The organism is Streptomyces sp. KL2 (genome assembly GCF_046529545.1).
GTDB classification, from domain to species: Bacteria; Actinomycetota; Actinomycetes; order Streptomycetales; family Streptomycetaceae; genus Streptomyces; species Streptomyces radiopugnans.
Window position 1 is genome coordinate 3,404,371 of record NZ_CP127170.1, and the last position, 22,329, is coordinate 3,426,699.

The following is a 22,329-nucleotide window of genomic DNA, read 5'->3' on the forward strand; positions in this document are numbered from 1 at the left end:
CCCGCCCCTGGAATCGGTGAAATCGCCGGTCCTGGCACTCGCACGGGTGACGCGGCGAGAGTTCATGTGATCGTGTGACGATTACGGAAAGCCCTCGGCTGTCACTCTGCGTCCCTAAGCTGGCGGGAGTTCGGCCACCGTGACCGACACGGCCGACGCGACCGTTCCGTGACAGGGGGAGCCCGCCATGACCGAGCCCAGGCAACTCGACCCGTACGCCTCGCCCAAGACCTTCTACGGCGCGGAGCTGCGCCGCCTGCGCGAGGCGGCCGGGCTCACCCAGTCCCAGCTCGGCGAGCGCGCCTTCTGCTCGGGCACCTACGTCGGCCAGTTCGAGACGGCGGTGCGCCGCCCGCAGCCGGACACCTCCAGGCTGTTCGACGAGATCCTCGGCAGCGGTGAGCACCTGCAACGCCTGTGCCGGCTGGCCCGGGAGAACAAGTACCCGGACTACTTCGCCGACGCGGCGGAACTGGAGCAGATGGCGACGGAGATCAGCGAGTACGCACCGTTGCTGGTGCCGGGGCTGCTCCAGACCGAGGGCTATGCGCGGGCCATCACACGAGCCGGTCTCCCCCTTGTATCGGACGCGGAGGTGGAGGAGATCGTCCGAGCCCGTATGGGCCGCCAGCACGTTCTGGAGTCAGCCGTTCGGCCTCGGATGTGGGTGGTTGTCCATGAGGCGGTACTCCGGGTTCCCATGGGGGGTTCCACCGTCATGCGGGAACAGTTGTGCCACATCGCTGACCTGATGCGCTCCCACACGGTCTTCGCCCAGGTGCTTCCCTTCGGTTCAGCGGCCGATGCCCCCGTGAACGGAATGCTGTCCGTGATGACCTTCGACGACGCGCCACTGACCGTGTACGTGGAGAACGCCCACACGGGCCAACTCATCGATGAACCGGCGCTGGTGGCGCGCTATCAGAAGTCATACGATCTGGTCAGGGCCGCCGCTTTGCCTCCGAAGGCGTCCCTGGCTCTGATCGAATCGGTGGCCGAGGAGTACACGACGCCATGAGCACCGCACACGACCTGGGCACGGCCGCCTGGCGCAAGTCCTCCTACAGCAATGCCGAAGGCGGAAGCTGCGTCGAGGTGGCCGACGGCTTCCCCGGCGTCGTGCCGGTCCGGGACAGCAAGGTTCCGGACGGGCCCGTGCTGGTCTTCCCGGCCGCCGGGTGGGCGGCGTTCGTGGGCGGGGTCAGGAGCGGTGGCGTCCCCAGCTCGTCCTGAACGGTCGCCGCGTCATCGTCCGCGGGGTTCGAGCAGGTCGACGGTGGAGAGCCCCGTCTCTCCGCTGACGAGCTTCAGCGCGACGTCGGATCGTGCCGTGAGATCCAGGGGCTCAAGTCCCTCTACGCAGGCTGCGTGGACGATGCGGTCAAGCCGACAGGCGTGCCGTCTCGTCGTCCGTCAGCCGCAGCGCGCCCGCCGCGACGTTCTCCGCGAGGTGGTCCGGGTCGCCCGTGCCGGGGATGGCCAGGACGTGCGGGCCCTGCTGAAGCGTCCAGGCCAGCCGCACCTGCGCGGGCGTCGCGCCGTGCGCCCGGGCCACGGCGCGTACGGCCTCGTCCTCGGTCCCGCCTCCGCCCGCGCCCGCCTCGCGCCGCTTCCCGGCGATCGCGAAGAACGGCACGAACGCGATGCCCGACTCCCCGCAGATCCGCAGCAGTTCGCGGTCTCCGGGCTCCGCGGCACCCAGACCGTAGGCGTTCTGCACGCACACCACCGGCGCGATGGCCCGTGCCTCCGCCAGCTGTGCGGCCGTGGCGTTGGAGATGCCCAGGTGGCGCACGAGTCCGGCCTCGCGCAGCCGCGCCAGCGCGCCGAAGTGCTCGGCGATCGAGCCGTCCCTCCGGCTGGGCGGGACGCGCAGGTTGACCACGTCCAGGTGCTCCAGGCCGAGTTGGCGGATGTTCTCCTCGACCTGGCCGCGCAACTGCTCGGGCCGGGCCCACCACCACTCACCCGACGGGTCGCGCCCCGGCCAGACCTTGGTGGCGATGACCAGGTCGTCGGGGTAGGGGGCCAGTGCCCGGTTGATCAGCTCGTTGGCCGAACGGAGGGAGGAGAAGTAGAAGGCCGCGGTGTCGATGTGGTTCACGCCGAACTCGTGGACGGCGCGGCGCAGTACGGCGACCGCCCGGTGGCGGTCGCTGGGCGTGCCGTCGTGGAAGGCGCCGCTTCCCGTCAGCCGCATGGCCCCCAGGCCCATCCGGTTGACCGTAAGGCCGCCCAGCGTCCAGGTGCCCGCGGCGTCCGCGCGGGGGCGCGCCGCCCGGTGTTCCGTCAGGTGTCCCATCAGGCGTCACCCCCGTTGCTCCCGTCGCGCAGCGGCTCGGGCAGGGGAGCCGCGTGGACGACGGTGAGGCCGGAGACCGCTCGGGTGAGGGAGACGTACAGGCGGCGCAGGCCGGTGCGCTCGTCCGGCTCGCCGTCGACGACGGCGGCCGGTTCGTCCAGGACCACGTGGTCGTACTCCAGGCCCTTGGCCAGTATCGCCGGGACGAGGGTGAGGCGGGTGTCGGCGTCCGTCTCCGCCCCCGGGGCGAGGTGGGGGACGCCGGCGGCGTCCAGGGCCGCGGCCAGGGCGGGGACGCGGGCGTCGGCGGCGATCAGGCCGATCGAGCCCTCGCGCTCCAGCGCCTCGCGGCAGGCGTCCACCACCGCGCCGTCCAGCTCCTCCACCGCCGCCGCCCGCACCCGCAGGGAACCTGCCGCGTCGCGGATCGAGGTCGCCTCGGACAGCCCCGGCGCGATGTGCGGCAGCAGCCGGGAGGCGTACGCGATGACCTCGCGCGGCACGCGGAAGCCCCGGGTCAGCTCCTCCACCGCCGCGTCCGGCTTGCCCAGGTGGGACAGGGCCTCGGCCCAGCTCGCGGTCGCCCACGGCGTGGTGCCCTGCGCCAGGTCGCCCAGCACCGTCGCCGAGCCGGTGGTGCAGCGGCGGCCCACCGCCCGGTACTGCATGGGGGAGAGGTCCTGCGCCTCGTCCAGGACGACATGGCCGAGCGAGGGGGTGCGCCGCACCAGGTCGGCGGCCTCGTCGATCAGCACGGCGTCGGCGGCCGACCACTTCGCCGACCGCACCCCGCGCGGCGGCTTCGTCCACAGGATCGCCTTGCGCTCCTCCTCGGTGAGGATCCCCTCGGAGCACTCGGCCAGGAAGCCGTCGTCCGACAGCAGCCGCAGCACCAGCCTCACCGGATCGACCTCCGGCCACACGGCCTTGACCAGGGCCTTCACCGCCGCGTTGCGCGCCACCGCGTCCTGTACCCGGTCGTCGGGGGCCTCGCCGGAGCGCTCCATGCGCGTCAGCACGGCGTGCGCGACGCGCTGCGGCAGGGCCTCGCGGGCGGCGCCGTAGCGGATGCCGCGCTCCAGCAGCTCGCGGACGATCTCCTCCAGCTCGTACGCCGGGACGCGCCAGCGGCGCGAGCCGCGGACGACGACGCACGGCTCGGCCGGCATCGTCACGCCCGAGCGGACCGCGCGGCGCAGCACCTCGGCCATGCGGGCGTCGCCCTTGATCCGGGCGGCCTCCGGGTCGTCCGTGCCGCGCACCTCCACGCCCGTCGCCTCGGTGACCAGGTCCTCCACGGTCGCCTGCCGCACCGCCAGCTCGCCGAGCGCCGGCAGGACCTGCTCGATGTAGCGCAGGAAGGACCGGTTGGGGCCGATGACCAGCGTCCCGGTGCGGGCCAGACGCTCGCGGTGGGCGTAGAGCAGGTACGCCACGCGGTGCAGGCCGACGGCCGTCTTGCCGGTGCCCGGCGCGCCCTGGACGCACACGGTGCCGTCGACGCCGGTACGGACGATCTCGTCCTGCTCGGGCTGGATGGTGGCCACGATGTCGCGCATCGGGCCGACGCGCGGACGCTCGATCTCGCGCTTGAGCAGTGCGCTGGCCTTCTCGGCCTCGTCCGGGTCGGACAGCCGCTCGTCCTCGTACGCGGTCAGCTCGCCGCCGGTGTAGCCGAAGCGGCGGCGCAGGCCGACGCCCTGCGGGTCCTTCTTCGAGGCGCGGTAGAAGGGCTGGGAGACGGGGGCGCGCCAGTCGACGACCATCGGGTCGCCGTCGGCGTCGTGGACGTGGCGGCGGCCGATGTAGTAGCGGGCCGCCTCCGGGGCGCCGCCCTCCGCAGTGCCCTCCTCCGGGGCGGGGGAGGAGCCCGGGGGGCTCGGGAAGTCCGTGTAGTCCAGGCGGCCGAAGAACAGCGGGGTGTCGGCGAGGTCGGCGAGGGCCTCGATCCGGGCGTCGATCTGGCGCTGGAGCACCTCGGCGTTCACCCAGTTGGCGGTGACGTTCCGGATGTCGAGCGACTCGACGTCGTGGCGCATGGCGCGCAGGGCGGTGCGCGAGGCGGCCAGGTGGGCGCGTTCGCGTTCGAGGGGGTCGAGCGTGTCGTGGTCGGGCACGCCGGGGGTGTGCGGGTCGGGAGTGTGCGCGGGCACGTTGCTGGCCTCCTGCGGAAAGCGCGCACGACGGCGGCACGGCGAGCCGCTCGGGCGTGCGGCCGCGCCGCACGCCGGGTGCGGTGGACGACAGGGTCGGAGGGGACCGCGTACGCCGACGGGGCCGGCGGGCCGACGGAAGCCGGCCGGAGCACGGCCGCCGGGGGCGCGGTCCGCCGGCCGGTACCGACCGGCCGGCTCCTCCCCGGCGGCACGGCGGCACGCGGGCATGCGGAACGCATGCCGTGCGGTGCCGTGGCGCGGGAGGCGGGAGACGCGTGATTCTAGCCCCGCTCGTCCCGGCGGGCGAACGGTTTCCCCCGTACGCGGAGAAGGAGGACGGGCCGGGTTGCGGGCGGAGGAAAGCCGTGGTGAGACCTAGGATGGATATGGACCAATAGGGCGAAACGACTGCAAAACCGTGGAGTCATGAACAGCACCCCCATCCCTCCTCAGACATCCGGTGGCCGGGCCTCGGGCGCCACCGCGCTGGCCGCGCTCGACGCACGGAGCGGCGACGGCGGCCACCGCCACCGCCGGCACCTGCTGGGCGACGCCGTCCGGGCGATCTCCGTCTTCGCCGCCGCGGCGTTCGACGTCGCGGTCCTCGGCGACTACGCGGAGGCGCGGGAGGAGGACCGGGAGCAGGGCCCGGAGCACAGACGGGGCCACGGGAGGCGCGAGGACAGAGCGCACGAGCCCGCGACCCGCGCCTGACACCGGCCGGGCACCGGGCCGTCGGTTAGGGTCGCTCAGCGGCGGCGACCGCGGAGGACCGCAGGACGACCGTCGACCGACGGACCGGAACCCAGGAGGTGGCCGAGTGCCGACCGCGCCCACACCCGACACCGGCACCGGCGGCGACCCCGGTACCGGGCGCCCGGCCCGCACCGCGCGTGACGGCCGTACCGGGCGTACCGGCCGTACCGCTGCCCGCGCCCGGATACGCGGCGCGCTCGGTGCGCCCGGCGACCGCCGCACCCGCGCGGCCGCCGCCCTGCTCGCGCTCTCCCTCGCCGCGCTCGCGGCGGTCTGCGCGGCGCAGCCCAGCTTCCTGGTGGACGTGCTCGTCTACCGCGCCGAGGGGCAGGCCGTCGTCGAGGGGCGCGACCTGTACGGCTTCACCGTCACCGAGTGGGACCTGCCCGCCACCTACCCGCCCTTCGCCGCGCTGCTGTTCGTCCCCACCGCCCTGCTGCCCCTGCCCGCCGTCCAGGCCCTCTTCGCGGCCGGCAACGTCGTGCTGCTCGCCCTGCTGGTCCACCTCTCCCTGCGCCTGGCCGGACGGCGGACCTCCCCGGCGCTCCTGATCGCCGCCACGGCGGTCGGCCTGTGGCTGGAGCCGGTCTTCCAGACCATGGTCTTCGGGCAGATCAACCTCGTCCTGGCCTGCCTGGTCCTGTGGGACCTCGGCCGCCCGGACGGCGCCCGCGGCAAGGGCCTGGCCATCGGCGTCGCGGCCGGGATCAAGCTCACTCCCGCGATCTTCGCCGTCCATCTGCTGCTGACCGGCCGCGTCCGGGCCGGACTGACGGCGCTGGCGGGCTTCGCGGGGACGGCGGCGCTCGGCGCGGCCGTCCTGCCGGGCGCGAGCGTGGACTTCTGGACGCGGCGGATGTTCGAGACCGGCCGCGTCGGCAAGGCGTGGATCGTCGACAACCAGTCCCTCCAGGGGGTGATCGCCCGCCTCCTGCACACCACCGAGCCCGGCCTGTGGTGGGCGGCCCCCGCGGCCGTCACCGGCCTGCTGGGGCTGTGGCTGGCCCGCCGCGCCCATCTGCGCGGGCGGGAGAGCTGGGGGGTGCTGGCCGTCGCGGGCACGGCGGTGCTGGTCTCGCCGATCAGCTGGTCCCACCACTGGGTGTGGTGCGTGCCGCTGCTCGCCGTCATGGCGGCCGCCGCGTCGCCGTCCCGCCGGTGGCCGCTGTACGCCGCGGGCGCCGTCGCCGTGCTCTTCACGGCCCGCACGCACTGGCTCGTACCCCACTCCGGCGACCTCGACCTCCACCTGCCCTGGTGGCAGCAGCCCCTCGCCTCCCCGTACGCGCCCCTGGCCCTGGCCCTGGCGGCGTACGCGGCGTGGCGCCTGCGACGGGAGAGCCCCCGGCCCACCGGATGACCCCCGGCGCCGCCGGCAACGCCGTCACCGCGCCGCGAAGCGGTCCAGCGAGTCCAGGACGCGGGTGCGGGTGATCGCGCCGCCGAGGTGGCCCTCGGCGGCGACGACGGTCAGCTCCGCGTCCGGCCAGGCGCGGGACAGCTCCCACGCGGTGTCGAGCGGGCTGCTCAGATCGGCCCGGCCGTGGATCAGCACGCCCGGGATGCCCGCCAGCCGTCCCGCGCCGCGCAGCAGCGCGCCCTCCTCCAGCCACGCACCGTGGGAGAAGTAGTGCGCGCACAGGCGCACCAGGGCCGCCCGGGCGGCCGAGGGCCGGCCGCCGTACGGGCCCGCGGCACCGCTGCCGCCGCCCGTCTCGCCGGACAGGACGGCGTCCTCCCAGGCGCACCAGTCGGCCGCGGCCCGCTCGCGCACCGCCGCGTCGGGGTGCTCCATCAGGCGCGCGTACGCCCCCAGCAGTTCGGGCGTGGCCGCGTCGCGCGGTACGCCGGGCCCGGCTCCGGCGCGGAAGCGTTCCCACTCCTCGGGGAAGAAGCGGGCCACGCCCCGGTAGAGCCAGTCGGTCTCCGAGCGCCGGGTGGTGGTGACGCCCGCGATCACGATGTGCGAGACCCGCTCCGGGTGCCGCTGGGCGTAGGCGAGGATCAGTGTGGAGCCCCACGAGCCGCCGTACAGCAGCCAGCGGTCGATGCCCAGGTGCTCGCGCAGCCGCTCCATGTCGGCGACCAGATGCCAGGTGGTGTTGTGCCGCATGTCGGCGGCCGGGTCGCTCGCGTGCGGGGTGCTGCGGCCGCAGCCGCGCTGGTCGAACAGCACCACCCGGTACCGCCCGGGGTCGAAGAGGCGGCGCGCTCCCTCCCCGCACCCCGAACCCGGCCCGCCGTGGACGACGGCGGCGGGCCTGCCGTCCGGATTGCCGCACACCTCCCAGTACACGCGGTGGCCGTCGCCGACGTCGAGCATGCCGCTCTCGTACGGCTCGGCCGGCGGGTACGGCTCGCGCATCTCCCAGCCCCCTCGTTCCGCGGTGGAACGCGAGGCTAGCCCACCTCGTCCGGCTCCTCGTCGCCCGCCAGCAGCTCGGAGGCGTCCACGATGCGGTAGGCGTAGCCCTGCTCGGCCAGGAAGCGCTGGCGGTGGGCCGCGAAGTCCTGGTCGACGGTGTCGCGGGCGACGACCGAGTAGAAGCGGGCCTCGTGGCCGTCCGCCTTCGGGCGCAGCACGCGGCCCAGGCGCTGGGCCTCCTCCTGGCGGGAGCCGAAGGTGCCCGAGACCTGGATGGCGACGGTGGCCTCGGGCAGGTCGATGGAGAAGTTGGCCACCTTGGAGACCACCAGCACCGACAGCTCGCCCGCCCGGAAGGCGTCGAACAGCTTCTCGCGCTGCGCGTTGCCGGTGTCGCCCTTGATCACGGGCGCGCCCAGGTGCTCGCCCAGTTCGTCGAGCTGGTCGATGTACTGGCCGATGACGAGCGTCTGCTGCCCGGCGTGGCGGCGCACCAGCGCCTCGGTGACGCGCTGCTTGGAGGCGGTGGTGGAGCAGAAGCGGTACTTCTCGTCCGACTCGGCCGTCGCGTACGCCAGCCGCTCGGACTCGGTCAGGTCCACGCGGACCTCCACGCAGTCGGCCGGGGCGATGTAGCCCTGCGCCTCGATCTCCTTCCAGGGCGCGTCGAAGCGCTTGGGGCCGATGAGGGAGAAGACGTCGGACTCGCGGCCGTCCTCGCGCACCAGCGTGGCCGTCAGGCCGATGCGGCGGCGGGCCTGGAGGTCGGCGGTGAACTTGAACACCGGGGCCGGCAGCAGGTGCACCTCGTCGTAGACGATCAGGCCCCAGTCGCGGGAGTCGAACAGCTCCAGGTGCGGGTACACGCCCTTCCGCTTCGTCGTGAGCACCTGGTACGTGGCGATGGTGACGGGGCGGATCTCCTTCTTCGCGCCGCTGTACTCGCCGACCTCGTTCTCCGTCAGCGAGGTGCGCCGCACCAGCTCGCTCTTCCACTGGCGGGCCGAGACGGTGTTGGTCACCAGGATCAGCGTGGTGGCCTTCGCCGTGGCCATCGCGCCCGCGCCCACCAGCGTCTTGCCCGCGCCGCAGGGCAGCACGACGACGCCGGAGCCGCCGTGCCAGAAGTTCTCCACGGCCTGCCTCTGGTAGGGGCGCAGCGCCCAGCCGTCCTCGGTCAGCTCGATCGGGTGCGCCTCGCCGTCCACGTAGCCGGCCAGGTCCTCGGCGGGCCAGCCGAGCTTGAGCAGCGCCTGCTTGATCTGGCCGCGCTCGGAGGGGTGGACGGCGACGGTGTCGGGGTCGATGCGGGCGCCGACCAGCGGCTGGATCCGCTTGGAGCGCAGGATCTCCTCCAGCACCGGCCGGTCGGAGGACTCCAGGACCAGCCCGTGCACGGGGTGCTTGAGCAGCCGCAGCCGGCCGTAGCGGTCCATCGTCTCGGCCACGTCCACCAGCAGCGCGTGCGGCACCGGGTAGCGGGAGTAGGTGACCAGGGCGTCGACGACCTGCTCGGCGTCGTGACCGGCGGCGCGGGCGTTCCACAGACCCAGCGGGGTGAGCCGGTAGGTGTGGATGTGCTCGGGGGCCCGCTCCAGCTCGGCGAAGGGCGCGATGGCGCGGCGGCAGTCGCCGGCCTGCTCGTGGTCGACCTCCAGCAGCAGGGTCTTGTCGCTCTGGACGATCAGGCAGGACACGCGCACCTCCAGCGATCGGATCGTCGTGTGACGGGCGCACACGCCGAATGGAAGAGTCTACTTTTTCCGGGCGCGCAGCGGCGTGCCCGGAGTGCCCGGCGGCCCCGGTGGGGGCCCATCGGCCCTCCTCCGGGGGCCGCCCCGTCCGTGTGGGGGACGGCCCGCGGCGCCTACGCTGCGGTCATGGATGCGATCCGGACCAGGCGGACACGGCGTGCGGAGGGCTGCGGTATGGACGGCTATGTGAAGTGGGCGGGCAGGGTGGCGGCGACCGCCGGGGCGGTCGCCGCGCTCGCCGGGGCCTGGGCGGCGATCGCCGGGGCGGTGGCGGCCACCAACGGCGCGAAGGCGGCGCGGAGGGCCGCGCGGCGGTGAACGCGGTGGCGGGTCACGCCCGGCCCGCCGTTTCCGCCGGGCCGTCCGGGGCCCCGCGTCCGCCGCGCACGGCGGCGGTGTCACCGAACGTCCGGTTCAGCCGGGCCTCGCCTCGGTGACGCGGAGTCTGTGGGCGGAGTGGAGGGCGGCGAGGAGGGCGGCGAGGTAGAGCGCCGCGGCGAGTACGCCCAGCTGCCACCAGGGGACGCTGAGGGCGAAGCCGGAGACCTGCGCGGCGAGGACCACGCTCGGCACCACGGCGATCACCAGACCGAGCAGGGTGCTCACGGCGATGAGGACGCCGTGCTGGCAGAGCAGGACGTGCCGTGCCCACCGCGGAGGGATGCCGATGGCGACCAGCCGGGCCATGTAGCGGCGCAGGACGCGGGTCTGGCTGCGGGTGGCGGCCAGGACGGCGGCCAGCGCCAGGACGACCAGCCCCGCCGCGGTGGCCAGGAGCGCGGCCGGAGGGACGGGATCGTCCGGTTTCACATGGATCAGGACGGCGCCCGCGTCCATCCCGGCGTCGATGACGCCCTGCTGCAGGGCGTGGGCTCTGTCGGCGGAGACGCCGGTGACCATGACCGGTCCATGCGGCTGGAGCGGGAGGCTCAGAGCCTGTGCGGTCGAGCGCAGCATGATGCCGTCGGAGCCGTCCCGCCACCCGGCCGGAGCGGGGGCGACCACGGTCGTGGGCAGCTCGGCGGTGCGGTGCAGGACCGTGTCCCCCTCGCGGACGACCAGGCGGGTGCGTCCGCTCGTGCTGTCGGAGGCGTCGGACCACACCAGCAGGCCGCCGTGGCGCAGCACGGTGGTCTGGGCAGGGTCGAGCCGCCTGCCGAGCAGCCGCTCGACCTGCCGGGGTGTGTCGGCCGCGAGCAGGGTGCCGTGACTGCCCTCCCTGCCGGCTGTCCGGAGGTCGTCGACGTCGCCGGCCATGAGGTAGCGCACTTCCGTGCGGGGCAGGCCCTCGACCGCACCGGACCCGTCGACCGTGCGCAGCAGTGCCCCGCTCGGCGGGAAGGTGTCGCTCTCGTGGCCGGCGAGCAGGACCTGACCGGAGAGCACGGGCGGGTACGCCTGCTTCTCCGCGGTGCGGACGAGGGTGTCCAGGAGGGTGAGGTAACCCAGTGAGGCGCCGAACAGCACCGTGAGCACCATCAGGGCGGCACAGGCCCTGCGCGGATCGGCGGCCAGCTGGCGGCGCGTCAGACGGCGACGGGGTCCGTCCTCCGGCAGCGTCCTCAGCACCCCGCCGAACACCTCGGGAACGACCAGCAGCACCGCGGCGATCAGGATGCCGGTCAGGACCATGGCCTGGGGAGGCGAATCGACCCAGGTGCCGTACACCACCACGGCGCACCACGCGGCGACGGCCAGCAGGTGGCGGGCGTCGCGGGCCAGGCGGGAGGGGCGGGAGGAGGCGGACGCGGTGGCGGAGGGGTCCTGGTCCCCGGTGTGCGGACGGGCGGATGCGTCGCGCCGTGTGCGGGCGAGCACCGCACCTGCGGCCAAGCCGGTCAGCACGACCACCGCGAGCAGGCGCAGCGAGGGCGTGGCGAGATCATCGAGGGGCCCTGCGGGCCGCCGGCTCAGGTGGGAGATGAGCATGCGCGCCCCGGCCCCTGCGGCCACGCCGGCCAGAGCCCCGCAGAAAGCCGCGGCCAGCGACCACGCCAGGGTGGCCAGGACCGGGCCCGCCACCGCCGTCCCGCGGGGTACGCCCACGGACACCAGGGAGGTGGTGGTACGCCGGAAGCGCCGGTCGTTCAGCCCGAACACCAGCAGGACCGCGGCCGCGGGGACCAGGAGCGAGGGGACGGTGTAGCCGGCCGGGGTCTTCTCGATCCATGTCTTCTGCGGGTTCGCCGACAGCTCGTCCCTGGTGTCGAAGGTGGCGGCCACGGAGTCCCGGTCGATGCCCTCGGCGGCGGTGCCGCCTCGGCCCTGCGCCCAGGTGCGGGCCGCGGTGGTGAAGGCGTCGAGAACCGCCTGCGGCCTCTCCCCGGACCACATCAGGTCCGGCTGGGCGATCAGCACCGGAAAGCCCTCGCTCAGACCGGGATCGAGTCCGGCCCACGTCCCCGGCCCGAACAGCAGGTTCGTCGTGGTCGCGTGCCGGTCGTCGGCTGTGCCGACCACTTCCAGCCGTACGTCACCGAGCACGGTGAGGGTCTCGCCCGCCCGTGCCGCCACATCCTGCGGTTCGGTCACGACCACCTCACCGGGACGGCTCGGCCACCGGCCCGACAGCAGTTCGTACCGCTCGGGGTACGGCCGGGCGGCCCAGTCGGCCTCCAGGGCCGTCACGTTACGGGCCGGAGTGGTGTTCAGCTGCACGTCGGTCGCGCTGAGCAGGATCTCGGCACCGGTGACACCGGCGTCCCTCACCCGCGCCGCGAGGTCGGCGGCGAACGTGTCGTCACCCGGCGGTAAGGCCACGCCACTGCCGTAACCGACCTTCGCGCCGAAGCGTCCCAGATCACGGTCGGCGACCTGCTCACCCGAGAGCGACAGTGTCCGCAGGGTGACGAACATGCCCATCACCAGCAACGCGGCCACGAACACGATCCCCACCGACCGGGCCAGGGCCCGCGAGCGTGCCAGCCGCCGGGCCAGCCGGAAGGCCAGGCGCACCCGGCCCGCGGGCGTCAGCCGGCCCGGCGACCGGACGGGACCGGGGCCGGCCGTGGCTCCCGCGCGGGGCGGAGGGGTCACGAGCGGGACTCCAGCCGGCCGTCGACGACCTCGTAGACGGTGTCGGCGAACTCCCGGCAGTGCGGGTCATGGGAGCAGACCACGGCCAGCACCCCGTCGTCGCACAGCTTCCTGATCAGTTCGAACAGCTCCCGTGTCGCCGTCGAATCCAGCGCGCCGGTCGGCTCGTCCGCCAACAGGACCGCCCGCTGCCCGGTCAGCGCCCGCGCCACGCCCACGCGCTGCCGCTGGCCGCCGGACAGCTGCCACGGCATCCGGTCCTCCAGCCCGGCCAGGCCGACGCGGGCGAGCTGCGCCAGCGCCTCCTCGCGGGCTTCGCCGACCGGGACGCCGCGCGCCTCCAGGGGGAGTGCGACGTTCTCGGCGGCTGTGAACTCCTCGATCAGATTGTGCTCCTGGAACACCACACCGACGGTGCCCAGCCGCAGTTCCGCGCGCTGCGCCTCGTCGGCCGCGCTCACGTCGACGCCGTCGACCCGGATCTCGCCGGAATCGGCGAGATCCAGGCCGGCCAGCAGGTTCAGCAGGGTCGACTTGCCCGAGCCGCTGGCGCCGTAGATGCACACGAACTCCCCCGCGTGCGCGGTGAAGTCCACGTCCCGCGCGGCCCACACGGTCTCGGCCGCGGAGTGGTACGCCTTGCGTACCCCGCTTGCCCGGATCAGCGATGCACCAGCGGCCTCGGTCAACTCAGCACCCGCTCGCCGTCCGCCACGAGGAGACCTCGTCGCTGTTCCACGGGGCGACGTTGTTGTCGTTGCTGTTCCTGGCCATGGTCTGCTTGTCGCCCGACCCGTTGGAGTGTTCGGCCATGCAACCGGTGTAGGTGGCGGAGCGGTTGGCCCACGAGTCCATCTCGTCGTTCCTGTCACCGCTCAGGTTGGCCCACGAGGTGGAGCCGTGGCCTCGTTCCCCGATCATCCACCTGAAGTCGTTGTTGCCCCACATGCACATGTTGTTCGAATTGCAGTCGCTCAGGGCCGCGTTCGCCACCCCCTGGGTGGTGAGAATGCCTGCAGCAACGATCATGGTCGCCGCGACAGCGGTCTTGATCCTCATCGTGCCCCCTAGTGTGCCGTACGCGCTGTTCCAGCGCTCTTCGGTATCCGGCCACACGGATCGGCGATAGATCGAATCGGAGCCTGTTGGCTCCGGCGCCCCCGTGTACACGACGACCCTGTCGCATTACATGCCGCTGCTGTACCCCCTCCACGGGGGTTCAGCAGCGACTTCCAGCCGAACAGGGGGTTGACACAGGCCGATTCGCCCCACCTGGAAGCAGTGAGCGCTTGACTCGTGTGGCCCCGAGTACGAGGCTGCGTGCGGTGGTTCCGAAACAACGACCACTGCTGAGCCGCGGCGTGTTCTTTGTGGCTGATGGTTTTGTTTCCGGGGGGAACAGTTGATACGCGTTGCGTTGGTGAGCCCTGCGCTCTCTGCGTGCACTGCGGGGCGCAGAAGGTTGGAAAACGCAGGGAACTTCAGTGTCGTCGCCGAAGGCGGACCTGGAGCTCTGGCCGGTATGTTGCGCCACTCGCGACCTGACGTCCTGGTGGTCGGTCACGCCAGGGAGAGCGACGCCCTGCATACGCTGTTGCGGCTCCACGAGTCCGAGGAACGCGGAACCGGTGGGCGTAATCACGGCCGGAAGGCGTCGGGTGAGAAAAGAAGTCCCGCCTGTTTGGTCCTGGTCGAAGAACTCACCGCGCATGGCAGCCGCCAGTTGCTTCGTCAGGGCGCTGCGGGCATCCTGCGCCGCAGGACCGCCGATGAACACCTGCCATGGGCAGTCGCGACTGTCGCAATGGGAAGCCTGGCACTGGATCCCGGCCTGACTGAACCCGTAAGAAATTCCTACACCCGGTCGGGTCCTGTAAACAGGGAACAGGATGAAGCCGAGGCGCGTCTGTCCGTCCTCTCCCCACGTGAGCAGGACGTTCTGGCGCTCGTCGGAAACGGTCTGTCCAACCGGGATATAGCAGGTGCCCTCAACCTGAGCCCTGACACCGTCAAGGAGCACCTTCACCGCATTCGTGCAAAGCTCGGCGTCGAGACCCGCCTTCACGCTGCCCGTATCGCCTGGCACGCTGGTGTCGGCATGTCCCACATCTGAAGCGCCGAGCCCCCGAGGGAATTCCCCGGGCCCGGTCGTCGGCGCCGGCGACCTCAGCCGTCGGTGCCCGCCACGTCCGCCACGTCCGCCGCGCCCGTGATGCGGTGCAGCGGGTAGGTGCGGACCTCCTCGGCGGTGTGGTCGTACGCCGTGACGAGGCCGCCCTCGACGCGGACGGGCTCGACGACGCGCTGACCGGCGGTGCCGTCGGCGTCCACGTGGCCGATCCACACCGGCGTCCCGCGGCGGGCGGCGGCACGCAGGACGGTCAGGGTGTCGGCCGCGGGGGTGCGCGGCGGTGGGCCGCCGGGAGCTGCCGGGACGGGTCGGCGGGGCCGGGGCGGGGCGCCTCCGGCCGCCACGTCGCCCGAGCGGATGGCGCGTACGGCCGCGGCCAGCAGTGGGGCGCCGGGGTCGGGAGGGCCGTCCGGCACCGGCTCGGGCGCGGTGCGCGGCGGGGTGCGCAGGGCGTCGGCGCGGTGGACCACCACATCGCCCCCGGCGGACTCGGCGGCCGGCGCGTACCCCATCGCGCGCAGCCGCTCCAGCAGGGTGGCCGGGTCCGCCTGGGCGGCCAGCACCGTCGGCGCCAGCAGCCGCAGGCCCAGGGAGGCGGCGCGGCGGTCGGCGGCGATCTCGGCGAGCAGCGTGTCGTCGTCGCTGCGGACGTAGGAGCCGGCCGCGCCCACCCGCAGCCGCCCGTGCCGCCGCGCCACGTCGTCGATCAGGTACGCCAGCGGCTGCGGGACGGGCGTACGGGAGTGGGCGGCCAGGAAGGAGTGCAGGTCGCCGGCGCTGTGGCCCGCGTCGAGGGCGCGGCGCACCGACTCGGGGGTGAAGCGGTAGACCGTCGCGCCTCCCTTGGACTCCACGTCGGCCAGGGTGTTCAACGTCTCGGCCAGGTGGCGGCGGAGCGGCCCCGGCGCCACGGCCGTCAGGTCGGCCTGGAGCAGGACGTGGTCCAGCGGCTCCGGCAGGAGGGGGGCCAGGAGGGAGGCGGCGGTGTCCGCCGGACCCGCGGTGTCCGGACCGGCCGCCTCGGGTTCCGGACCGGCCGTGTCCGGGTCGGCGGCGCTCTCGTCCAGCAGGGGCCGTGCGTACGAGGTGAGTGCGCCGCGGCCCGTCACGCCCAGCAGCTCCGCCTCCGTCAGCGTCCACCGCACGATCCGGCCGCGCAGCTCCGCGCCGCCGCGCAGCGGGCACTCCCAGTCCAGCCGGGCGGTCACCGCGTCGGCCTCCGGGGCCGTCCCCGCGGGCTCGGCGGCCAGCAGGCCCAGGGTGCGGCGGCGCAGCTCGGGCGCGGGACCGCGGTCCAGGCCGGGGCCGAGCGCGCCGAGCGTCCGGCTGCGCGCGTCGCGCCCGCCGACCAGCCCGGACAGCCGGGTGGCCGCCAGCCAGGCGCGGGCCAGGCGCGTCCAGCGCCGCTCGGGCGGCTCCTCCAGCCACGCGTCGTAGGCGGGGGTGGGCGCGTACCGCTCGCCCTCCTCGCCGTCGGAGGCCAGCAGTCCGGCGGCGTAGACCAGTTCGATCCAGAAGGCGGCGACCGGCTCGGACACGTCGAGGGCGACGGCGGTGCGCTTGAGGTCCCGTACGCCCAGGCCGCCCGCGCGCAGCACCGGCGGCGCGCCGGCGTCCGTGCTCCACAGCTCCAGCAGCTCCTCGACGGCCGCCAGCGCCGCCAGCGCCTGCCCCGCCCCGGCGGAGTCCGCCACCGCCGGTGTGCGGGCGCGGCCGGGCCCGACGGGCGGCGGCAGCGGCTCCGGACGGCGGTGGGCGCGGCCGCCGCGCAGATGCAGGGCCACCTCCCGGGGCAGTACGACCGTGCGGGGCGCGGCCGGCAGCAGCAGGGCGCGGTCCAGCAGCCAGCGGACCGGTGGGGAGGGGACCTCGGAGACCTCGCCGTAGGGCGGACCCCACATCAGCTTGGCGAGCATGGCCCGCGCCTCCTCGGGCGCCTGTCCCAGCAGGGCGTCCATCCGCTCCCGGTCGCCGAAGAGGGAGGCCAGGGACTCCAGCGCGCTCACCGGGTCGTGGGTGGTGGGCAGCCCGGCGGCGGTCAGGATCCCCTGGAGGCGGCCGGGCGACATCCCCGCGGTGGCCTCGGCCAGGGACGGACCCAGGCCGGTGGGGGAAGGGCGCGACGCGGACGGGGCGAGCAGCTCGCGGGCGGTGCGCACCAGCCGCAGCCGGTCGTCGCCGCCCCAGACGAGGGCCCGCTCGCGCAGCAGACCCAGCGCGCGCGGCAGTTCGTCCTCGCCGCCCGGCAGCAGGGCGGCCAGCTCCCCGTACGGGCAGGGGTCGGGGGCCACGGCCAGCGCCTCGGCGACCTGGAGGGCGAAGCGGTCCAGCCGCTCCAGCGCCCGCAGCACCGAGGGACGGGCGCCCGCGCGGGTGGCGAGCTGGGACAGGTCGCCGGGGACGGGCGAGAGCAGGTCCGGACGCGCCCGCAGCAGAGCGGCGAGCGCGTCGTCGGTGCGGGAGCGCAGCTCGTCGGCGAGCGTGCGGGGGGCCGCTCGGCGCTCTGCTGCGGGCTCTGTCGTCATCCGTACCACGGTACCGGCAGCCTGTGGACGAGCGGTTCCGCGCGCGGGCGGTGCGGGTACGGTCGTTGCGTACGGATGCCAGGGACCAGTAGCCGCTGAGGTGTCGGGTGGGGATCGAGAGCGAACAGCTGGTCTTCGACTATCTGAGCCGGATCGGCGATCTGGCGCACGGCACGGCCATGACGGCCGCCGAGCGGGCGCGTCTGGTGGCCGGGGTGCGCGCCGACATCGAACGGCGCCGCGCCGAGGCGGGCGGCGCGCACACCGCGGCCGGGGTGCGCCGGATCCTGGACGGCATCGGGCGGCCGGAGGACGTGGTCGCGGGCGCGGGCGTCTCCGTGCCGCAGCCCAGGGAGCACCGGCCCGTGGAGCACCGGCCCGTGGAGCACCGGCCCGTGGAGCACCGGCCCGCGCGGGGGACCCCGGAGGGCGGGCGGGCCCCGGGAGGCGGCGGCCCGCCATCGAAACCGCCGAAACCGTCGACCGCCGCCTCGCCGCCCCATCTCGCGCCCGCCCACGAACTGGGCCCCGGGGAGAGCGACCCCGACTGGTGGCGCAGGGGACCGGGCGCCCCCCGGTACGCGCCGGGCGGCCGGCGGCCGGTCGGCGGCTTCGACGGCGGGATCGAGCTGCCGGAGGTGCTCGAACAGCCGCCGGACCCGGAGAAGGAGGAGGAGGCGCGGCGGAAGGCGGAGACGGCGGAGGCCGCCGACGCCGGTGCGGCCGGCGGGGCCCCGGCCGCACCCGGGCGGAACCGGTGGGCGCGCCTGCCGCGCCCGCTGCGCCCGCGTACGGCCGGGGCGGCAGGCGGCGCTCCGCGTACGGCCCGCGTGCCGCGCGCCGGCGGCGCCGTGGAGCTGGCGGCCGCCGCCCTGCTGGTGGCGGGCGCGGTCATGGGCTCGCTGGTCCCGCTGGGCCTGGGCTGGCTGGCCGCCTGGTGGTCGCCCCGGCTGAGCCGCCGGGAGGCCAAGTGGGCGGTGGCGGTCGTGCCCGGTACGGTCGCGGCCGCCGCGCTGGTGTGGCTGTGGGGCCGCACCGAGGGCCGCTGGGGAGAGCCGGTGGCGAAGGGCGCGCTGGGCGAGGCGATCACCGCCTCCTGGCCCTGGGCGCTGCGCGCCGCGGCCGTCGCCAGCGCCCTCTACCTGCTGTGGCGGGCGCGCAGGCCGAAGGGGTAGCCGCCGCGCGCCGCCCGGCGGCGTCCTCGGAGGCACGGCGTCCTTCCCGGGCCGCGGTGGGCCCGCCCCGGCCGCGGAGGGACCGGGGGACCTGGGGCCGGAGCCCTGAGGCCGGAGATCAGCCCTCGGAGCCGCCGGAACCCCTGGTGAGCAGCTCCTTCATCTCGTCCAGGATCGTGTCTGCGGCCGTGTAACCGATGCCCTGGATCCAGGTCTCGTCGTCCACGCGGTGGGCGCGGCCGTTCTCCACCGCCTCCATGCCCTTCCACAGCGCGCCGCCGACGGCCTTGTCCTCGCCGGACTTCGCCGGGTCGCCGTAGGAGGTGTAGAAGACGACGTCCGCGTCGCCCTGGTCGACCTTCTCCGGGCTGACGTCGACCGAGAAGCCGTCGGGGGCCTTGTCGGCGATGGCCGGGCGGCTCACGCCGATGTCGGCGAGGATCGAGCCGATGTAGTTCTGCCTGCCGTAGACGCGGGTGTCGGCTCCCTCGACGAAGCGGACGACGCTCACCGTCAGCTTCCGGGCCTCCTTCCGGCCGCCGAGCGCCTCGGTGACCTCGGCCGTCTTCGCCTCGTACGCGTCGATGACCTTCTCCGCCTCCTCCTGCCGGTTGAGGGCGTCGGCGTGGACCAGGAAGTTCTCCTTCCAGGGGGCGCCGGTGGACTCGGTGAAGACGGTCGGGGCGATCTTCGACAGCTCGTCGTAGCGGTCCTTGTCGCGGATGTCGCTGCCCAGGATCAGGTCCGGCTTGAGCGCCGCGATCCTCTCCAGGTTGGGCGCGGCGATGTTGCCGACGTTCTCGATGCCCTCGACCTTCTCCTCCGGCAGGTACTTCAGGAAGCCGGAGGCCACGTCGGAGCGGGTGGAGCCGACGGGCTTGACGCCCAGGGTTATGGCCGAGTCCAGCTCCGCGGTGTCGAGGACCACCACGCGCTCGGGGTCGGCGGGGACCTGGACCTCCCCGTGGGCGGTCATGACCGTCCGGGTCTCTCCGGCGGTGTCGTTCCCGGAGCCGCCGCAGGCGGACAGGGCGAGGGTGAGGACGGAGGCCAGCGCGGCGGCGCCGGCGGCGGTCGTACGGCGGCGGGTGAGGGTCACGGGGAAGCCTTTCGCGTGCTGACGGGAACGGTTGCGGGAGCGGGGGTGGAGGCGGAGGCGGGCGCGCCGGGGACGACGAGGGGGCCGCCCGTCACCGGGTCGGGCACCACCACGGCCTCCAGGCCGAAGACCTCGCGGACCAGCGCGGCGGTGACGGTCTTCGCGGGCGGGCCCTGCGCGACGATCCGCCCTCCGCGCATCGCGACGAGGTGGTCGGCGTAGCGGGCGGCCTGGTTGAGGTCGTGCAGGACCATCACGACCGTGCGGCCCCGCTCCCGGTTGAGCCGCCGCACCAGGTCGAGGACCTCCACCTGGTGGGCGATGTCGAGGTACGTCGTCGGCTCGTCGAGCAGCAGCAGCTCGGTCTCCTGGGCGAGCGCCATGGCGATCCACACGCGCTGCCGCTGTCCGCCCGACAGCTCGTCCACGGCGCGGTCGGCCAGCTCGGTGACGCCGGTGCCTTCCATGGCGTCGGTGACGGCCCGCTCGTCGGCCTCCGACCACTGCTGCCACCAGCGCTGGTGGGGCTGGCGGCCCCGGGCGACGAGGTCGGCGACGGTGATCGCCTCGGGCGCGACCGGCGCCTGGGGGAGCAGCCCGAGGGAGCGGGCGACCGCGCGGGTGGGCACGCGGTCCAGCTCCCGGCCGTCCAGCAGCACCGCGCCGCGCCGGGGCCGCAGCAGCCGGCCCAGCGCCCGCAGCAGGGTGGACTTGCCGCAGGCGTTGGGGCCGACGACGACGGTGACGCGGCCGTCCGGCACGTCGAGGTCGAGGCCGTCGACGACCGTGCGGCTCTCGTAGGCGAGGGTCAGGTCCCGGGCCGACAGCCGGCTCGCGGGCGCGTCCGGCCCGTCGGCCGCCGCGGGTGCGGTGGTGGTGTCCGTCATGGTCTTCCTCCGGTGCGGCCGCGGGCGATCAGCCAGACGAGGTAGGGAGCCCCGATCGCCGCCGTCAGCACCCCGACCGGCAGTTCCACCGGCGCCAGGACCCTGCGGGCCAGCAGATCGCCGAGGGTGACGACGAGGGCGCCCAGCAGGGCCGTGGCGAGCAGCGGGATCTGCGCGGTACGCGTCAGGCGGCGGGCGATCTGCGGGGAGAGCAGCGCCACGAAGTCCACCGGTCCGGCCGCCCCGGTGGCCACCGAGGCCAGGACGACGCCGGTGGCCGTCAGTCCCAGCCGCACGCGGCCCAGCCGTACGCCCAGGGCGGTGGCGGTGTCGTCGTCCAGCGCCGCCCGGCGCAGGGCGCGGGCGCACCACAGCACGGCGGGCAGCGCGGCCAGCAGCGCCCAGCCCAGGGGCGCGGCCTGCTCCCAGCCCCGCCCGTTGAGCGAGCCGGTCATCCACACCTGGGCCTGCTGGGCGGCGAGGAAGTCGCCCTTGGTCATGAACAGCTGGGTGACCGAGCGCAGCGCGACGGAGAAGCCCAGGCCGATCAGGACGAAGCGGGCCGCGCCGAGGCCGCGCCGCCAGGCGAAGACGTAGACCAGCGCGGCGGCGAGCATCCCGCCCGCCACGGAGAGGTAGGGCAGCAGGGCGTACGAGGTCAGGCCGAAGGTCATCGCGCCGACGGTCACGGCGGCGGCGCCGTGAGTGACGCCGATGATCTCCGGGCTGGCCAGGGGGTTGCGGGCGACGGTCTGGATCAGTCCGCCCGCCACCCCGAGCGCGGCGCCCACCATCAGCCCGAGGACCACGCGCGGCAGCCGCAGCGTGCCCACGACCAGTTCCTCCGGCGACGGCAGCCCCAGCAGCACCCGTACCACCTCGGCGGGCGCGGTGGCGGTCTCGCCGAGGCAGAGCGACGCGACGACGGCCGCGGCCAGCGCGGCGGCGAGGGCGGCCGTCACCGCCGCCGACCGGCGGTGGACGAGGAACGAGGCGCGCCCGCGGCGCACCAGGCCGTACCCCGGGGGTACGGCCGGCGTCCCGCGGCGGGCGGGCGTCCCGCGTACGGTGCCGGGCGCGGTCACGGTCCCACCGCCTTCCCGGCCCGGCCGCGTACCAGCGCCACCAGGAACGGCACGCCGATCAGCGCCGTCATCACGCCCGCCGGCACCTCGCCCGGCGGCACCACGATCCGCCCGGCCACGTCCGACACCAGCAGCACCACCGGGCCCAGCAGCGCGGCCGTGGGCAGCAGCCAGCGGTGGTCGGAGCCGACGAGGGCGCGGGCCAGATGGGGGACGGCCAGGCCGACGAAGGCGATGGGACCGGCGGCGGCGACCCCGGCGCCGGTCAGGACGGTGGCTCCGAGGCCGCCGGTGATCCGTACGGCCGCGGTGTTCTGCCCCAGGCCCCTGGCCATGTCCTCGCCCAGCGCCAGGGCGTCCAGGCCGCGCGCGACGGCCAGCACCAGCAGCGCGCCCGTCGCCAGGAACGGCAGGACCTGCCCGATCACCTCCGTGTCGCGCCCGGCGACCGAGCCGACCTGCCAGAAGCGGAACTCGTCCAGGGCCGCGGCCCGCGTCGTCAGCACCCCCGCCACCACCGAGTACAGCAGCGCGTTCACGGCGGCCCCGGCCAGGGCCAGGCGTACCGGCGTGGCCCCCTCGCGGCCCCGCGCGGCGATCGCGTAGACGGCCGCCCCCGCCGCGCCCGCGCCCGCGAAGGCGAACCAGACGTACCCGGAGAGCGTGTGCACCCCGGCGAAGGCGATGGCCAGTACGACGCCCAGCGCCGCGCCCTGGCTGACACCGAGGATGCCGGGCTCGGCGATGGGATTGCGGGTCAGGCCCTGCATCACGCAGCCGGCCAGCCCGAGCGCGGCGCCGACCAGTACCGCCAGCAGGGTGCGCGGGGCGCGCATGGTCCGCACCACCTGGGCGGCGGGGCCGTCGCCGCCGTGCACCAGCGCCTCGTAGACCGCGCCCGGCGCGATGGCGCGGCTGCCGACGGCCAGGCTCAGCAGCACGGCCAGGGCGAGGGCGGCCGAGACCGCGGCCACCGCGCCCAGCCGGCGGGCCGCCCGCGCACGGTGCGGGCGGCCGCCGGCCGGCCGGGCGCGGCGGGGGCTGGGGCAGCGGGCATC

Annotated in this window: 19 protein-coding genes; 7 read left to right on the forward strand and 12 right to left on the reverse strand. The window is 74.8% G+C overall.

What is annotated here, in order from left to right; genetic code table 11:
• The first annotated feature begins 187 nt into the window (after positions 1–187).
• Together QPK52_RS15465 and QPK52_RS15470 are read left to right on the forward strand one after the other, a co-directional pair.
• Positions 188–1,018, forward strand: coding sequence for a helix-turn-helix domain-containing protein (locus QPK52_RS15465; protein WP_410538072.1), 831 nt, complete (start codon positions 188–190; stop codon positions 1,016–1,018).
• Positions 1,015–1,233, forward strand: coding sequence for a DUF397 domain-containing protein (locus QPK52_RS15470; RefSeq protein WP_410538073.1), 219 nt, complete (start codon positions 1,015–1,017; stop codon positions 1,231–1,233). The genes QPK52_RS15465 and QPK52_RS15470 overlap by 4 nt, the downstream gene beginning before the upstream one ends.
• Before the next feature lie 148 nt (positions 1,234–1,381).
• Here QPK52_RS15470 and QPK52_RS15475 read toward each other — a convergent pair whose 3' ends face one another.
• Positions 1,382–2,302 carry an aldo/keto reductase gene (locus tag QPK52_RS15475; RefSeq protein ID WP_410538074.1) on the reverse strand — a complete coding sequence of 307 codons (921 nt, stop codon included), beginning with the start codon at positions 2,300–2,302 and terminating at the stop codon, positions 1,382–1,384.
• Positions 2,302–4,455 carry a HelD family protein gene (locus QPK52_RS15480; protein ID WP_410538075.1) on the reverse strand — a complete coding sequence of 718 codons (2,154 nt, stop codon included), beginning with the start codon at positions 4,453–4,455 and terminating at the stop codon, positions 2,302–2,304. The genes QPK52_RS15475 and QPK52_RS15480 overlap by 1 nt, the downstream gene beginning before the upstream one ends.
• A 429-nt stretch (positions 4,456–4,884) precedes the next feature.
• Here QPK52_RS15480 and QPK52_RS15485 point away from each other — a divergent pair, with 429 nt between their 5' ends.
• A complete protein-coding gene (locus QPK52_RS15485; protein WP_410538076.1) occupies positions 4,885–5,172 on the forward strand; it encodes a hypothetical protein in 288 nt (95 codons plus the stop codon).
• Between the two features lie 280 nt (positions 5,173–5,452).
• A complete protein-coding gene (locus tag QPK52_RS15490; protein ID WP_410540344.1) occupies positions 5,453–6,574 on the forward strand; it encodes a glycosyltransferase 87 family protein in 1,122 nt (373 codons plus the stop codon).
• A 24-nt stretch (positions 6,575–6,598) separates the two neighbouring features.
• Here the strand turns inward: QPK52_RS15490 and pip are convergent, their stop codons facing one another.
• Positions 6,599–7,579 carry a prolyl aminopeptidase gene (gene pip / locus QPK52_RS15495; protein ID WP_410538077.1) on the reverse strand — a complete coding sequence of 327 codons (981 nt, stop codon included), beginning with the start codon at positions 7,577–7,579 and terminating at the stop codon, positions 6,599–6,601.
• 35 nt (positions 7,580–7,614) lie between these two features.
• Positions 7,615–9,276, reverse strand: a complete 1,662-nt coding sequence (locus QPK52_RS15500; RefSeq protein ID WP_410538078.1) for a DNA repair helicase XPB — start codon at positions 9,274–9,276, stop codon at positions 7,615–7,617.
• Between the two features lie 183 nt (positions 9,277–9,459).
• On the opposite strand from QPK52_RS15500, the gene QPK52_RS15505 reads away from it, so the two are divergent.
• Positions 9,460–9,651 carry a hypothetical protein gene (locus tag QPK52_RS15505; protein WP_410538079.1) on the forward strand — a complete coding sequence of 64 codons (192 nt, stop codon included), beginning with the start codon at positions 9,460–9,462 and terminating at the stop codon, positions 9,649–9,651.
• A gap of 96 nt (positions 9,652–9,747) precedes the next feature.
• Here the strand turns inward: QPK52_RS15505 and QPK52_RS15510 are convergent, their stop codons facing one another.
• The 3 genes from QPK52_RS15510 to QPK52_RS15520 are packed head-to-tail and all read right to left on the reverse strand — an operon-like array spanning position 9,748 to position 13,428.
• Positions 9,748–12,369 (reverse strand): hypothetical protein, encoded by a 2,622-nt coding sequence (locus QPK52_RS15510; RefSeq protein WP_410538080.1) that lies wholly within the window; start codon positions 12,367–12,369, stop codon positions 9,748–9,750.
• Positions 12,366–13,058: an ABC transporter ATP-binding protein gene (locus QPK52_RS15515; protein ID WP_410538081.1), complete on the reverse strand. Its 693-nt coding sequence runs from the start codon at positions 13,056–13,058 to the stop codon at positions 12,366–12,368. The genes QPK52_RS15510 and QPK52_RS15515 overlap by 4 nt, the downstream gene beginning before the upstream one ends.
• Position 13,059: 1 nt before the next feature.
• Complete coding sequence (locus tag QPK52_RS15520; RefSeq protein WP_410538082.1) at positions 13,060–13,428, reverse strand: peptidase inhibitor family I36 protein; 369 nt, start codon at positions 13,426–13,428, stop codon at positions 13,060–13,062.
• A gap of 622 nt (positions 13,429–14,050) precedes the next feature.
• Between QPK52_RS15520 and QPK52_RS15525 the strand changes: the two genes are divergently transcribed.
• Complete coding sequence (locus QPK52_RS15525; RefSeq protein ID WP_410538083.1) at positions 14,051–14,482, forward strand: response regulator transcription factor; 432 nt, start codon at positions 14,051–14,053, stop codon at positions 14,480–14,482.
• Between the two features lie 53 nt (positions 14,483–14,535).
• Here QPK52_RS15525 and QPK52_RS15530 read toward each other — a convergent pair whose 3' ends face one another.
• The gene (locus tag QPK52_RS15530) at positions 14,536–17,025 is read right to left on the reverse strand and encodes a helicase-associated domain-containing protein (RefSeq protein ID WP_410538084.1); all 2,490 of its coding nucleotides are present in this window, start codon (positions 17,023–17,025) and stop codon (positions 14,536–14,538) included.
• Positions 17,026–17,132: 107 nt separating this feature from the next.
• On the opposite strand from QPK52_RS15530, the gene QPK52_RS15535 reads away from it, so the two are divergent.
• Positions 17,133–18,200 (forward strand): hypothetical protein, encoded by a 1,068-nt coding sequence (locus QPK52_RS15535; protein WP_410538086.1) that lies wholly within the window; start codon positions 17,133–17,135, stop codon positions 18,198–18,200.
• Positions 18,201–18,318: 118 nt separating this feature from the next.
• On the opposite strand, the gene QPK52_RS15540 is transcribed toward QPK52_RS15535, so the two are convergent.
• From QPK52_RS15540 to QPK52_RS15555, 4 genes are read right to left on the reverse strand one after another with little or no spacing between them, the layout of a single operon-like run.
• Positions 18,319–19,299 (reverse strand): ABC transporter substrate-binding protein, encoded by a 981-nt coding sequence (locus tag QPK52_RS15540; protein ID WP_410538087.1) that lies wholly within the window; start codon positions 19,297–19,299, stop codon positions 18,319–18,321.
• A complete protein-coding gene (locus QPK52_RS15545) occupies positions 19,296–20,186 on the reverse strand; it encodes an ABC transporter ATP-binding protein (protein ID WP_410538088.1) in 891 nt (296 codons plus the stop codon). Before QPK52_RS15545 ends, QPK52_RS15540 begins: the two co-directional genes overlap by 4 nt.
• Entirely contained in the window at positions 20,183–21,271 is a 1,089-nt protein-coding gene (locus tag QPK52_RS15550) for a FecCD family ABC transporter permease (protein WP_410538089.1), read from the reverse strand. Before QPK52_RS15550 ends, QPK52_RS15545 begins: the two co-directional genes overlap by 4 nt.
• Positions 21,268–22,245 carry a FecCD family ABC transporter permease gene (locus QPK52_RS15555; protein WP_410538090.1) on the reverse strand — a complete coding sequence of 326 codons (978 nt, stop codon included), beginning with the start codon at positions 22,243–22,245 and terminating at the stop codon, positions 21,268–21,270. The genes QPK52_RS15550 and QPK52_RS15555 overlap by 4 nt, the downstream gene beginning before the upstream one ends.
• Positions 22,246–22,329: the final 84 nt, after the last annotated feature.

Excerpts from the sequence above, each read along its gene's own strand:
- pip (WP_410538077.1), bottom strand. The coding sequence starts at position 7,579 with ATGCGCGAGCCGTACCCGCCGGCCGAGCCGTACGAGAGCGGCATGCTC.
- QPK52_RS15465 (WP_410538072.1), top strand. The coding sequence starts at position 188 with ATGACCGAGCCCAGGCAACTCGACCCGTACGCCTCGCCCAAGACCTTC.
- QPK52_RS15505 (WP_410538079.1), top strand. The coding sequence starts at position 9,460 with ATGGATGCGATCCGGACCAGGCGGACACGGCGTGCGGAGGGCTGCGGT.
- QPK52_RS15470 (WP_410538073.1), top strand. The coding sequence starts at position 1,015 with ATGAGCACCGCACACGACCTGGGCACGGCCGCCTGGCGCAAGTCCTCC.
- QPK52_RS15530 (WP_410538084.1), bottom strand. The coding sequence starts at position 17,025 with ATGACGACAGAGCCCGCAGCAGAGCGCCGAGCGGCCCCCCGCACGCTC.
- QPK52_RS15475 (WP_410538074.1), bottom strand. The coding sequence starts at position 2,302 with ATGGGACACCTGACGGAACACCGGGCGGCGCGCCCCCGCGCGGACGCC.
- QPK52_RS15485 (WP_410538076.1), top strand. The coding sequence starts at position 4,885 with ATGAACAGCACCCCCATCCCTCCTCAGACATCCGGTGGCCGGGCCTCG.
- QPK52_RS15520 (WP_410538082.1), bottom strand. The coding sequence starts at position 13,428 with ATGAGGATCAAGACCGCTGTCGCGGCGACCATGATCGTTGCTGCAGGC.
- QPK52_RS15545 (WP_410538088.1), bottom strand. The coding sequence starts at position 20,186 with ATGACGGACACCACCACCGCACCCGCGGCGGCCGACGGGCCGGACGCG.